The organism is Mesorhizobium humile, assembly GCF_033977215.1.
Taxonomy (GTDB): Bacteria; Pseudomonadota; Alphaproteobacteria; order Rhizobiales; family Rhizobiaceae; genus Mesorhizobium; species Mesorhizobium humile.
The window spans coordinates 1-12510 of sequence record NZ_JAVIIV010000024.1; the positions used below are offsets into that span (position 1 = coordinate 1).

The 12510-nt window shown below is 57.9% G+C and carries 13 protein-coding genes and 1 pseudogene; 1 reads left to right on the forward strand and 13 read right to left on the reverse strand.

Annotation, left to right across the window (positions count from 1 at the left end; all coding sequences use genetic code 11):
- The 13 genes and pseudogenes from RFM52_RS27335 to RFM52_RS27390 form a co-directional block, all read right to left on the reverse strand.
- Positions 1-2305, reverse strand: a 2305-nt coding sequence (locus tag RFM52_RS27335) for a hypothetical protein (RefSeq protein WP_320327886.1), incomplete at its 3' end; no start/stop codon positions are given.
- A 306-nt stretch (positions 2306-2611) separates the two neighbouring features.
- Positions 2612-2888: pseudogene (locus RFM52_RS32890) on the reverse strand (IS21 family transposase); the annotation flags it as partial.
- A gap of 254 nt (positions 2889-3142) precedes the next feature.
- Entirely contained in the window at positions 3143-4177 is a 1035-nt protein-coding gene (locus RFM52_RS27340) for an EscU/YscU/HrcU family type III secretion system export apparatus switch protein (protein ID WP_320228529.1), read from the reverse strand.
- Positions 4174-4995, reverse strand: a complete 822-nt coding sequence (gene sctT, locus RFM52_RS27345) for a type III secretion system export apparatus subunit SctT (protein WP_320297018.1) — start codon at positions 4993-4995, stop codon at positions 4174-4176. Before sctT ends, RFM52_RS27340 begins: the two co-directional genes overlap by 4 nt.
- 8 nt (positions 4996-5003) lie before the next feature.
- Positions 5004-5279 (reverse strand): EscS/YscS/HrcS family type III secretion system export apparatus protein, encoded by a 276-nt coding sequence (locus RFM52_RS27350; RefSeq protein ID WP_320216873.1) that lies wholly within the window; start codon positions 5277-5279, stop codon positions 5004-5006.
- A 2-nt stretch (positions 5280-5281) separates the two neighbouring features.
- Positions 5282-5947, reverse strand: coding sequence for a type III secretion system export apparatus subunit SctR (gene sctR, locus RFM52_RS27355; RefSeq protein ID WP_320223464.1), 666 nt, complete (start codon positions 5945-5947; stop codon positions 5282-5284).
- Positions 5940-6989, reverse strand: coding sequence for a type III secretion system cytoplasmic ring protein SctQ (sctQ, locus tag RFM52_RS27360; protein WP_320236371.1), 1050 nt, complete (start codon positions 6987-6989; stop codon positions 5940-5942). Before sctQ ends, sctR begins: the two co-directional genes overlap by 8 nt.
- A gap of 58 nt (positions 6990-7047) precedes the next feature.
- Positions 7048-7581 (reverse strand): hypothetical protein, encoded by a 534-nt coding sequence (locus RFM52_RS27365; protein ID WP_320216876.1) that lies wholly within the window; start codon positions 7579-7581, stop codon positions 7048-7050.
- A complete protein-coding gene (sctN, locus tag RFM52_RS27370) occupies positions 7557-8915 on the reverse strand; it encodes a type III secretion system ATPase SctN (protein WP_320223462.1) in 1359 nt (452 codons plus the stop codon). Before sctN ends, RFM52_RS27365 begins: the two co-directional genes overlap by 25 nt.
- Complete coding sequence (sctL, locus tag RFM52_RS27375) at positions 8912-9532, reverse strand: type III secretion system stator protein SctL (RefSeq protein WP_320223461.1); 621 nt, start codon at positions 9530-9532, stop codon at positions 8912-8914. Before sctL ends, sctN begins: the two co-directional genes overlap by 4 nt.
- On the reverse strand, positions 9529-10149 hold the full coding sequence (locus RFM52_RS27380) for a nodulation protein NolU (protein WP_320223460.1): 621 nt from the start codon (positions 10147-10149) through the stop codon (positions 9529-9531). The genes sctL and RFM52_RS27380 overlap by 4 nt, the downstream gene beginning before the upstream one ends.
- A 24-nt stretch (positions 10150-10173) precedes the next feature.
- On the reverse strand, positions 10174-11019 hold the full coding sequence (gene sctJ, locus RFM52_RS27385) for a type III secretion system inner membrane ring lipoprotein SctJ (protein ID WP_320223459.1): 846 nt from the start codon (positions 11017-11019) through the stop codon (positions 10174-10176).
- Positions 11020-11028: 9 nt separating this feature from the next.
- Positions 11029-11589 carry a nodulation protein NolB gene (locus RFM52_RS27390; RefSeq protein ID WP_320261565.1) on the reverse strand — a complete coding sequence of 187 codons (561 nt, stop codon included), beginning with the start codon at positions 11587-11589 and terminating at the stop codon, positions 11029-11031.
- Between the two features lie 131 nt (positions 11590-11720).
- Here RFM52_RS27390 and RFM52_RS27395 point away from each other — a divergent pair, with 131 nt between their 5' ends.
- Complete coding sequence (locus RFM52_RS27395) at positions 11721-12425, forward strand: nodulation protein NolW (protein WP_320296786.1); 705 nt, start codon at positions 11721-11723, stop codon at positions 12423-12425.
- Positions 12426-12510 lie beyond the last annotated feature (85 nt).

The following is a 12510-nucleotide window of genomic DNA, read 5'->3' on the forward strand; positions in this document are numbered from 1 at the left end:
CCCAAGCCCCCTCGAACGGAGTATGCGGAGCTGAGGAAAACTCTTGAAACGAGCTGGCCTGCTGGGCGCCTGCGAAGGCCGAGGACGAGCTAGGCTGCGCAAGGTCTTTTTGAATGAGGTCTCGCAGCTGGTTCCAAGACGGGTCGGCTGGAGGCAGGGGGAAAGGCGACAAGGAAGCGGTTTGCGCCGCCGCTTTGTGTGCGCGGCCTTCATCCTGGCGCCAACCCGCCTGCCCGTTGGCGGCCAAGTGCAGGACCTCGTTTGCTGCGGACATCTGTCGAAATCTCTGAAAGAAGCTCCACGCGCTGCGGAACCCACGTGATTCGTTCTTCTTGTACTCTTCAACCGCACGGTTCAGCACCGCAGGTTCAATCCGGGCAACACCCTTACCAAAGTTCTCAGTGAGCCAATCATTGAAACGCAGCAAAACAGGTCGATAATTCCTAATCGTTCTCCCGTAATATCCTTTACTGGCGGCTTCGTTACAGGCAGCCTCAATCACTCTGGTGTCTTCGGTGACAGGACGATGGTCTTTGGTGACAGGACGATGGTCTTTAACTGTCACCCGCTGTTCGGCCTTGGTCTGCCGGAGCCTTCTCAACGCTGGTGTTATACGCCAGGCCTCGCGGCCCGCATAGGCTTTCGCCAGCGCGTCCAACTCCGGACTTTCAAGCCGGTCGGCGATTTGCGTCCGGTGGTTCTGCGCAAGCCATTTGCTGAACTTACGCAGCGCCACGATGTCGGTCTTCACCGTGTGTGAGTTTATTTTGTCGGCGGTAGCTTTTGCCTCGTAGGTGGCAAAGAGTTCCTCATCGTCCCTGCTACTAGGTTTCCGAGCGACGGTCATCCGCTCTCCGGCAGATGCTTGCCGGATTCTAATCAACGCAAGGTTGATGTGACGGAGTAGTATGGGATCGCTGCCCGCGAAGTCCCTAGCCAGGCTGTCCAATTGCCGATCCTGAATCCTGCCACTGATTTGGCTCTGGTGGTTCTTTGCAAGCCATGCGCTGAACTTACGCAGCGCCGCTAAGTCGGTCTTCACCGCGGTTACGTTGCCGGCTGTGGCCTTTGTGTGGTAGTCGGCGAAGACCTCGTCATCCTGCGTGACCGGTCGAGCGCCCCGAGCAACGGTCACCCGCTTTCCGGCAGATGCTTGCCGGAGTCTGGTCAACGCAAAGTTGATTTGACGCAGTAGTAGGGGATCGCTGCCCGCGTAGTCCCTAGCCAGGCTGTCCAATTGCTGATCCTGAATCCTGCCGCGGATTTGGCTCTGGTGGTTCTTTGCAAGCCATGCGCTGAACTTACGCAGCGTCGCCAAGTCGGTCTTCACCGTGGTTTCGCTCACTTTGTCGGTTGTGGCTTTTGTGTGGTAGTCAGCGAAGACCTCGTCATCCTCCGTGCTAGGTCGATTCCGGCCAACTATCACCTGCCCTTCGGCCTGGGCCTGTCGGAGCCTGCCCAATGCTGAGTTGATTTGACCAAGTAATTTGGTATCGCCGGCCGCGCAGAGCTTCACTAGGCTGTCCAGTTGCCGATCGTGAATCCGGCCGGCGATTTGGCTCTGGTGGTCCTTGGCAAGGCGCACACTGAACTTCCGCAACGCCGCTATGTCTTTCGAAATCCTGTTCTGGCTGATTCGATTTCCCTTGGCCGTAGCCAGCCTGCGGTACGTGTTAAAAAGCAGCTCGTCTGGGTGGCGGCGTTCTCGCTTACGCAGCAGTGCAGTTCGCTGCAGCAGGACAGCTTGGTAGCGCGCCTCGGTCGGCTCTGTGGGAGGTGCGCTGATTGGACCGCCCGGTTGATTGGCCGGAGGCTGCCCTAAACCTGCCCGGGGAGCGCGAGGTAGGGGGCTGTGGGGAGCGCTTCTCAAAGGGACGCCTGGGAGGTTGACCTGCGGTGGCAGGGAAGCCAAATCTTGCAGGCAAACGCCTCCAATCGCTGGGTCGCTTGCAGACAACACAGCATGGCCGCCGAACTGCGGAAGCTCCTCCTGATCGACGTTTGGGGTAGGCGAGTTGGTCACGCCGTCAATTCCCTGCCAAAACTTCGCCGAAGCGAAACTTTCAGCCGGTAAGCGGGCACCGCGATCGGCGGCTGCAAGAATCTCGTCGTGGTAGACACTTGGCGCAGGCGAGTGGGGCGGTGGACCCGGGGTTGGATTGACCGGCCGAGGCACGCTTCCTTGTAGCTCGTTCAGTCGCTGCTCAAAACTCCTCTGCTCGACCTGGCGCTGTTGCAACCCTGGTTCATCTCTTCGGGCGGGATCTGAGGCGGGGGACGCACCGATATTGTCGAAGAGATCCATCCTACTTCCTTTGCAAGTTCCGGGCACTTCAAGCGGTTCTATCTCTACGGTGCTTGGCTTTCGACAATCTGACGGAGGCTGCAATGCAGTGGAAGCCATCGTCATTCGGGCGCACGAGTTTTGAGATGGACCGTGGTGGGATTTTTCATGAAACGAGAGGAGTCAATTTCTCATTTCGCCCGACACCTCCGGTTCGATCGGAGACATTTGCGCATGTTGGTTTTGGAGACAATTGCAAGATGCGCCGGCTGTCGCTGGCCCACGGAGGTCGATCGGTCGATCATGGCGACCTGCCGACGGCAGCTACGCCAGGAACCAGCGCTGTGCAATTTGTACCGCAACTGTCTCGGCCTCTGCCCAGAGTACCGCGTTCCGTAACGGCTCGCCATCTCTGCATAGGTTCTGTTGAGACCGGGGTCGCAGTGCCCTGAGAGGCATAATATAACCAGGGACCAGGAACTTCGGCACGCCACCCAGAAGAGGTTCGTGTGCACGCCGATCCGGTCGGGCAGGCTCTCGCTCGGGCAACGGTTCGGAAGACAGTGTAGTTTGAGGCGTCCATCGCTGCCACGAGCAGCGAGAGGCGGTGGCGCGGTGGATCTTGAGGTGACCGAGCATGCGCTCGATCCGGTTACACTGTTTGGCCGGATCGATTTTTCCGCAGGTAGACAGGTGATCAGAAAGCAGCGAATGGCGCCTATCAACACACACGCAAGGCATTGCGATAATTCTCCAAAACATGCGAGGTCGTCCGGACACATAGACGATTGGATTGCCCATGGTCCATAGCGGCACAGTAGCCTGCGCAATAACAGAAAACCGATTTTGTATACTCGTCTAGACTAACCCAGCGGCATGGAGTGCTCTAGCAACCGGCTCGAAATACTGCATAGGAACAGGTTTTCCTAACTTGGTTGTTTGGATGAGCTGACGCGCCAGGCCATCATCGTCGACAATACTTAGACGTAGCGCCTGCGCCGCTCCGAAGATAGGTGAAACGGCCTCGCCCTCGCCGCGGCAAACCAAGACCGGCACCCCAGTCTCGCCCCTCACGTAACGCAGACCGACCAATATCGCCCGCCCTCTCAAGATCAATGTGGCGTGATGCACGCCAAGCGGAGGTTCGCTAGCCATCTCTTGACGTAGGCGACGTTGTTCATGCTTCAACTCTGGCGTACCTTCTTGTTCCTTCCTTTCGCGCTTGACCTCGGTCTCAGTCATTCGCATGTCGCGCAAAAACAACCAGCGTTGGAGCAGGAGATCGATCAAGCCGCCGACCAGAAGTGCACCGGCACCAATCCCGACCAGCAGTTTCACCTCCGTAAAGACGAAGCCGAGGCACGAAATGCCGCAGACCGGCAGATAGACCATCGTTTTCCACATGCCCAGAATAGAAAAAAGAAAGATAGCGCCGAGGACTAATAGCTTCACCAGCGCCTTGCCAAGGTCGGTTAAGGAGCGCACCGTCACGATGCGCTTCAGTCCCTGAAAAGGATTGATTTTTTCAAACTTGGGCGCCATCGGCTCGAACGAGAAGAGTAGTCCACCGTTAGAGATGAATGCGGCCGAGACCGCCGCGGCGGCTACAGTTCCAAGCAGCGGGCCGACTGTCGTCACGGTGAGTTCGGTCAAGAGAATTAGCGCTTGCCCGACAGCGATATTGAAAGGCAGATCCTGCAGCTTGTCGGTCAATAATACCGCTTCGATGCATTTGTCTTCGATCGCGCTAGCTCTTAACCACAGATAGCCGAGACCGGCGCAGGTGCCGACGGCGCGGACGAAATCGGTGTTGCGCGCAATCTGCCCCTTCTTGCGTGCTTCGCTTAGCTTCTTGTGAGTGCCCGGGTGTTTCTTCTCTTCGCTCGTGCTCATTTCAGCATCTTTTCGAACGCCTCGAGCCCGCCTTTGGCCTGTGCGATATCTGACGCCATGGCGTCGATGAGATACGCAGTGTACGTGACCATAATGATCGGAAAGCCGATATTTTTGATTGTCGGGGAGAGACGGTTCGACTTGAGTTGCGGGGCAAAGCGGGTAAGGATCATTATCGAAATGTCAACTAGCAACAGAAAGGCCACGACAGGCCCGGAGACTAGTAAACTCGTCACCATAATCCGGTCGAGGAGGGCGATTAATTCCATTGCCCCTTGTGAGGTCAGCGTGGGGTAAAATTGATATACGGGCCAGATCGAGTAGCTGCCATAAAGGCCGCCGATCATGATCTCCAGACCTTCCGATGCGACGAAGATCGTGATCGCTGTGATTCCGAGAAAAAGTCCCATCGCGGATGCCTGAGTGTTCGTCGCGGGGTCTACCGGACCGACTTGGCTGGTGATGCCGCGCTGGGTGTCGACAAGCTCACCGGCCGCCTGGAGGCTCCATATCGGGATTCCGAGCGGAATCCCAAGTAGCAGCCCGACAAAAATCTCCTTCAAACCGAGCAGTGTCACTTGGACGAAACGGGTATCAGTATCGAGCAGCTGTAACCCGTCTCTGATGGGTGCCAAGCACGGTAGCCCGAACGCGACAGCAAGGCATGTTCTGATCAGCCCGCCAATTTGAGACCGCGTAAATACTGGCAGGACCAGCATAATGCCGACAGCGCGAGCCGCAGCAAGACCGGCGGCGATGATGAGTTCGATGGCCGCATGGATGAGCATCTGGGCGTCGGTGGGTGACCAACCAGACATCATGAAGGCTAGTAACTCGGTATAATCGCGGGAAACTGGGAGAACACGTAATCGGCTTGCTCGATGAGCGGAGCGCTTAGCACAGGAGCAAACAGAACAATGATCGCAACAACGACCAATAGTTTCACTGTCAGGTGCAAGGTTTCGTCCTGAATCTGTGTTGCCGCCTGGATAATGCCGATGCCCAGGCCGACAACCACAGCGGCAATGAGTGGCGGCAGAACCCAAATCATGAAAACGATTAAGGTTTGGCTCATTTGGGCTACAATGCTGGCCTCATCCATGCTCAACCTCCCGGTGTTGTATAACTCAACACAAGCCCGTGCATTAGTCGGGACCAACCATCAATAGTAACAAATAGAAATAGTTTGAAAGGGACAGCTATCATTGTGGGTGATACCATTGACATGCCCATCGCCATCAAAATCGTGGTTACGATGAGATCGATGCAGATAAACGGAAGATAAAGAAGAAAGCCAATTTCGAAGGCACGCTTGAGTTCTGAAATTAGAAAGGATGGTACGAGAATGGCGAAATCATCAGGTGTCGTCCTGGCGCGCATTTCCTCTGGCCAGACTTGTTTGGTCGACGATAGGAAAAATCGACGCTGCTCTTCGCTTGTGAACTTCTTGAGATAGCCACGCAAAGGCTCTCGTCCCTCTTCAGCAGCGGTAACCCAATCGTCGAAGGTCTGATAGTGGAGTTTCGGGTCCGTGACGCGCGCATAGGTCTGCTCGATAACAGGCGCGCTAACGAAAACGGTGAGAATTAATGCCGTCGCGTAAAGAACTATATTGGGGGGTATCGTCTGCGTCCCGAGCGCGTTGCGGACGAGGAAGAGAACCACAGATATCTTTATAAAGGCCGTGGTTGTGACGACTGTGAGCAGCAGCAGACCCAGCCCAGCCGTAACCGCAAGAAGCGCCAGAATCCCGGGTTGGATCTCACTCATTGCATGCCAACCCGCCACGTAGCCTGATGCCAAGCTCGTCGCCGATGCGCACGATGTCGCCACGGCCGATACGCCGGCCATTGGCAACTATATCGATCGGACCGTCGACCGGCCGACCAAGTTCGAAGATATGCCCTTCGCCGGCACTCCTCAGTTCCCCTAGCGGCATCAGCCAGCGGCCGCATTCAAAAACCAGAGTGATTTCGATATCGTCGAGCTCGGCATCCGATGGCCCTTGCTGCAATTCCGGTTCTGTCATGATGTGCGCACTCTCCAAGGGGCATGGTTGCGGGCGGAAAGGCCCCCGCTGGATCAGGCGGTCGTCCGCAACATCTGCCACGGCCCAGAGCCGGCCCGCAGAGAGGATGATCTGATCGCGGTGGAACGGTAATACGTCTGGTATCAAAGCATCACCGGCAGATGTTTTGCGAATAAGCGCCGCCGGAACGCAAAGCGAGCCGATCTTTCCTGCAACCAGGACCGGGAGCTCTGCGGGTAATTCGCACGGTTGTCGCGGCAACTGTCGAAGCAGATCTCCCAGGGCGTGGAACGCGAACGGCACCGGGCCATCGAGAGGCGAGAATAGGCACAGACGAGCTTTGCCGTTGATCGGGCCGCAGGCGACGTCATATTCGAGATAGGGAGGTGGCATGGTGGTTTCGCGCAGCTGAGCCAGTTGCACGTCCTGCCGTGTCTGAGCCTCGAGTCGAGCGAGAAGCGGCTCAAGTGCGAGTTCGAGAACCATTGAACCGGTTGGCTCGGAAGGCAAGCCAATGCCGCTCTGCACGGTCGAGATGAGCCTCTCTATCAGTGCACGGGAGATCGACAAGACGATCGTCTCATCTCCGAGCCGCCAAATGCACTCGAGCATCGGAATGGGAAGCGATTCCGGCTGCCAGACAAGCCGTCCTATTCGCACCGATAGCGGCTCGTCGCCAAGTCGGCACTGAAAAGGCGTGCGGGGGTGTGCGCACTCGTTGAGCCACGAGACGACGTCGTGGGACAGACTTAGCTTTGGCTTCAGTGAATCGTGTGTGCTCAAAGTGTTTTCGGCTCTACAAGACGGCACCATTGCGACACGACAAGAATGCTAGCGGTCATCAGATTGACTTGCCCGCCACATCGGTGAGCGAGACACTCGCGTACCGAAGCAGGATCTCATCCTCGGCCTCCGTCTCGGCTGCGGTCTGAGAGTGGATATCGACGCCGCGCCGGACGTCGTCCTCAATTTGTTGCCACTTGTGCCTTGCCGCCGAACAGCTGATCCAGTGCGACCTTGCCTCAGACGCCGCTGTCTCGGTCTGTTCCTGAGCGATGCAGGCGTTATCAAGCGTCTTGCGCCTCGAGGCGACCTCAGCCTCAAGGCGCTCTATGTGGAGATGGCCTTGGTCGAGCGTCTGGATGGACAAGGCATCAAGCGATGCAAACCGTTGGTAAAGCTCCATTTCCGCCCTTGCGCAGTGTTGTTGTGCGATTGCAAGCTCGCGGGAAGCATGCTGTGCGGCCTCGGCCGCTAGGTGGGCCTTAGCTTCCTTTTTGGACAGCTCACGAAGGGCGCTACGCTCTCGCATATCCTTCAAAAGCCGCAAGCTCGTAGCGTGGAGACAATTCATGCGGTCAGCTGCAACATCCATGCGAAGGTTTCCTCAAAGTCGCTCGCCTCGTCTTCTCCCTGACGCAAAAATTCCTGCAGGTCGCCGATCGAGTCGATAGCCCTGTCAGTAAGCGGATCGTTGCCTTGCTTGTATTCGCCGACCTTGACCAAAAACTCGGACTCGGCATAGCGCGAGAGGAGATCACGGAACGTCGATGCCGCCTTGCGATGTGCCATAGACACGACCGCATCCATTACGCGGCTGCGACTTTGCAGCACATCGATCGCGGGGAAATGGGATCGCGCAGCGATCGTGCGTGAGAGGACGACATGGCCATCGAGAATGCCGCGCGATTCTTCTGCGATGGGATCCCCCACGCCGTCACCTTCGACAAGCACTGTATAGAAGGCCGTAATTGAGCCACGCTCGCCCATGCCCGCGCGCTCCAGCAGGCCTGGCAGCATGGCAAACACGGAAGGCGGAAAGCCTCGCCGGGTTGGCGGCTCGCCCGCAGCAAGTCCGATTTCGCGCATGGCCCGGCAAAAGCGCGTCAAGGAATCCATCATCAGAACGACGCGTTGTCCTTGTTCGCGAAAATGTTCGGCAAGTGCGCTTGCCATGTGAGCACATTGCGCCCGCTCCATTGCCGAGCGGTCGGATGTTTCGACCACAACGATCGTACGACGAAGAGCCGCTTCCCCAAGGTGTCGCTCAACGAATTCGCGCACTTCCCGCCCGCGCTCGCCAATGAGGGCAACTATGTTAACGTCCGCGGCCGCGCCCTTTATGATCTGCGATAGTAACGTTGACTTGCCGCAACCAGGCTCTCCATAGATCCCGATCCGCTGGCCTTCGCCGCATGTCAGGAGACCATCCAAGGCGCGGATGCCAAGTGGGAATGGTCGCTCGATCATGCGCCTTGTCATGGGGTTGGGCGCCTTGCCCCGAAGCGGGCGCGTTTGGCCGGCTTTGAGAGCGCCTTTGCCGTCGAGGGGACGGCCAAAGCTGTCGATCACGCGGCCAAGCAAATCGGGGCCGACTGGCACTTCATGCATTCGACCGCTAGCAACCACTTCTGCGCGACTGGACAGGCCCACCATGTCACCGATCGGGGTGAGCAGCACGCCATTTTGAAGGAAACCGATCACCTCGGCTTCGAGAGAGCGTCCGGTGCGCGGATCCTGCAACAGACAAAGTTCCCCAATTCGAGCATCCGGCAACACGGCATGGAGCACCGTACCGACGGCCCTAGTTAGGCGTCCGCGCACGACACGCGTGTCGATATGCTTTGCGGTCGATCTCAGAGACGAGAGCGCCGCATCCATTGTCCTGTCTACAGCCGGACTGCCGCGTTGTGGTAGCAGTTCGGTCATAGCTCGCCTTGTTCAGCATGCAATCCAAAGCCGAGGCGCAGCGCCCGCAATTGCGCATCAAGTCCAAGATCGACATTGCCATAGTCGCTCCACAGCACGCATTGCTGCGGCGACAGCGCCGGATCCGGATCAACTCGAACTTTCGGCCGGCCTTCCCGTCCATCGTACGCAGCGAACTCGCCTGCGACGGCATCGGCTTGCGTGGGACACACTTTAAGGCGGACTTCCGCGCCGCCTTTCCGTTCGATCGCGTGGCGAACGGCGCTCACCAACAGCTCACCGGGGTCAAAAGCGCCCAGCAGGTCGCTTACGATCTGCATGACGAGTTGTGGCAATTGCTGCTCCAGGGCTGCCCTTTGGCGTGCCGCTTCAGAGACGGACTGCGCAATTAGCCGTGCCATTTCCTCAGCGCCACGATTCATCCCCTCACTACGTCCGCGCTCCCGTTCCCGCTGATAAGCTATGCGGGCCCAGCGGCGAACCCGCAGCAGATACCGTTCCGCCGCCGCGCGCGCCTCAAAGGCATTGTGCCAGATTTCGAGCTCACTGGCCGGGACCAGCGGCCCGACGGGGCGCATCCGCGGAGCGACCGGCGCTACGATATCGTCGAGCGTCATATCGCCGGGACCTCCGTCCTCAGATACGACAGCACAAGCGAAAACAATTGGTCTGCGGCATCGCGGTGTTCGGTCGCAGGATTCTCGGCCGCGGTCCCGACGGGCAAGCGTAGGAACACCCGGTGGCGGTCGAGCAAAGAATGCTCATCGAGCCAAACCCCAAGACAGGCTAATCCATCGTGTTCAATCCGTTGGGCGAGTTTTTCCGGATCCGCGATCAAGCTGGTTGAGATCGCCTGCGCCTGGTGTCGGATGCCAAACGTATGCGCTTCAGCGCCGATACGTTCGATCAGAACGGCAAGTTCAGACTTGGAAACCAGCTTCAGCAGCGAACGGGCATGCCAGATACTACCGGCAAACACAGCAGCTTGGCGCGGATCATGCCCATGCAGAAGGTCCGGCCCCCAGCCGCTTCCATTCAGGTCCATTCCATCGTCGAGGAGTAATTTTGCCAGTCTTGGCTGCAGTCTTTGGTTGTTCTGCAACCGCACCAACGTCGCAGCCGACAAAGCCGGGTCAAGGCGTGCAGCAAGGCGGGTCGGATGAGTTGAAGCGGCAAGCTCGCCCAGGACCGTAAAAGGCAATTTGAAGGAGTCATCGTGTTTGAAGGTTTGCATCCGTATTTGCACTGGGAATACCTCCTATGTGGCATCGCCGATGGTGTTTTTACGAGCGGCCCCGATTGCTGAAACACCCGAGCGCCCCTCGATCCTGGCTCGTTGCGATGGCTGCCTCCGCCCATAGACAAGAGAACTGGCCAAGTAGGACAGCACCGCGAATACTGCCACGGCGAGACCCACAATGACCGCCAGAAGTGGCACCGGAATTGATTTAGCTGCCTGGGTCAAGGCAGGCCGTTGCTCAACTGCCGGCCGTTCCGCCGGCACGAATACGACCTCTACCTTGTCGTAGGATAAGCCTTGGATGCTGTTTGCAACGAGCATCTTTATCTGCGGCAGCAGAGCCGAGACATTTATGTTGGCATCGTGGCGGACGAATACCGAGGCCGAGGATGGTGTGGCGCGCTCCCGCAACAGGTCGTTGTCAGGCAAAACAACATGGACACGTGCTGAGAAAACGCCATCGATTTCGCTAATGGTATGCGACAATTCTTCGTTTAACGCATAGACGTAACGGGCGCGCTCCTCGGTCGGCGAGGCAATCAGGCCCGATCCTTGGAATATTTCGCCGAGATTCTTGAAAACCTGACGCGGCAGCCCCTTCGCATTCAACAGGTTGATTGAGAAGGCAACCTGCTCATTTTCGACCTGGATCGTGCTGGTCCCATCCTTGGCGGCGACGCGGACCGCATCCACGCCGTTGTCAAGCAAAAGCGCGAGCATCTCATTGGCATCGCGTTCCTGCAATTTTGTGTAGAGATCGTCCTTGCAACCGCTCAGAACCAAGAGCAGCGGCAAAACATAATGACACGATCGCCGACCAGCCGGGCGGCGATCAATGCCTTCGCCGTGCGGTGACGCGATCATGCGCCTCGTTCATCCTTGTTTTATTAGCGTATTCACGGATGACGTAGCGCCGCTGATACTCTTGGTGACAAGGGAAACCTCAGTGACGGCGCTGTATACTTCCCGCAGACCGGCAATCATCGCTTCGAAATTCTCCCTTCCTGGCGGAGCGCCTGACATGCGCATTCCCGACCCTGCTTGGGAAGGAGACTGCTCCACCGGCCCGAGTAGGACGTCCTTCACAAGGGGTACCTCTTGGTCGGGCGTGGCAGGTGCCACGGCGTTGTCCCTATACAGCGATGAAAGGGTCTGGAGCACGCGGTCGCCCAATGGGCTCGTCTCGCTTGTCGCGCGCGGAACCTCCAGGACTGGAGCAACAGGCCCCGCCCCCGCCGTCGCCGACGGGCCATCGTTTTTAATCGAGGCGACCGCCTCTACAAGTGCGCACTCAAACTGGGCCTGCTCGCCGCATGCTGACGTTGGCCCTACCCTAGACAGGTTGTCCGCAAAATTGGCAGAGATGGACGTAACACCAATTGTCATGCAAAGACTCAGTTGTTCTGTTTGAAGTGTGATGAGTTGATCGCTCATCACCCGCTATCGAGCTTCTCTCCTAGGGAGGCGAACTGACGACAAGCTGACGAACTGGCCACGAAGCGTCATTTAAAGGCCACGTTCGGCGTCCAGGTCAGCACGAATTTCAGCCTTCGATTGGGGACAAGATGCCGGGAAAGTTAATCCAGTCTACCATTCTCCACATTGGGATGAGAGTTCTCTTTCTCGGTGTTCTTCTCTCCACCGGCATTCATGCGACGCTGGCGGCCCCGCTGTCGCTGCCGTCAACGCCTTATAGGTATACAGTTCTGGATCAGGACCTGTCTGCCGCTTTGCGAGAATTCGGCAACAACCTCAATGTCGACGTCGACGTCAGCTCCGAGGTAAAGGGGCGCATCCGCGGGCGTATGCCCAGTATGTCGCCGCGCGCGTTTCTGGACCGCTTGACCGATCTCTACGATCTCCAATGGTATTATGATGGGCTTGTGCTCCACGTAACTGCTGCGAAAGAAGCGCAGACTCGTATGCTGGTTTTGACTTCGGTCCGCTTCGAGGTGTTCAAGGCGGCCCTTGATGAGCTTGGAATTTCCGACGAGCGCTACGTTGTGAGACCGGCACCGGGAAAGGGCCTGGTCATGGTTTCCGGCCCACCCCGCTTCATTGTGCTTGTGGAGCAGACATACAACGGTCTCGTAGCCGAGGCACAGGCTCGACCTCACGACACCGGGACGCCTCCAAAGGAGACGGAACTGATGTTGTTTCGTGGCTCCTCGACCGTGGTCGTTCGCGATGGGCGACCGGAAGGCCCGTTCTCTTCCGAAGTGCCGCATCAGGACAGCGTCGTCCGTGAGCCTGCACAGAGCCAGAGATGACAATTGAGGATACACCGCAGCTTCCCGCACGAAGCAACACGGCCGCCATACCCTAGCAATCGCGCTTCCTTCCGCACTCGTCAGC

Coding starts and splice junctions, on each gene's coding strand:
- RFM52_RS27395 (WP_320296786.1), top strand. CDS start 11,721: ATGCCGGGAAAGTTAATCCAGTCTACCATTCTCCACATTGGGATGAGA.
- RFM52_RS27380 (WP_320223460.1), bottom strand. CDS start 10,149: ATGCAAACCTTCAAACACGATGACTCCTTCAAATTGCCTTTTACGGTC.
- RFM52_RS27390 (WP_320261565.1), bottom strand. CDS start 11,589: ATGAGCGATCAACTCATCACACTTCAAACAGAACAACTGAGTCTTTGC.
- sctL (WP_320223461.1), bottom strand. CDS start 9,532: ATGACGCTCGACGATATCGTAGCGCCGGTCGCTCCGCGGATGCGCCCC.
- sctN (WP_320223462.1), bottom strand. CDS start 8,915: ATGACCGAACTGCTACCACAACGCGGCAGTCCGGCTGTAGACAGGACA.
- RFM52_RS27350 (WP_320216873.1), bottom strand. CDS start 5,279: ATGGATGAGGCCAGCATTGTAGCCCAAATGAGCCAAACCTTAATCGTT.
- RFM52_RS27365 (WP_320216876.1), bottom strand. CDS start 7,581: ATGGATGTTGCAGCTGACCGCATGAATTGTCTCCACGCTACGAGCTTG.
- sctT (WP_320297018.1), bottom strand. CDS start 4,995: ATGTCTGGTTGGTCACCCACCGACGCCCAGATGCTCATCCATGCGGCC.
- RFM52_RS27340 (WP_320228529.1), bottom strand. CDS start 4,177: ATGAGCACGAGCGAAGAGAAGAAACACCCGGGCACTCACAAGAAGCTA.
- sctR (WP_320223464.1), bottom strand. CDS start 5,947: ATGAGTGAGATCCAACCCGGGATTCTGGCGCTTCTTGCGGTTACGGCT.
- sctJ (WP_320223459.1), bottom strand. CDS start 11,019: ATGATCGCGTCACCGCACGGCGAAGGCATTGATCGCCGCCCGGCTGGT.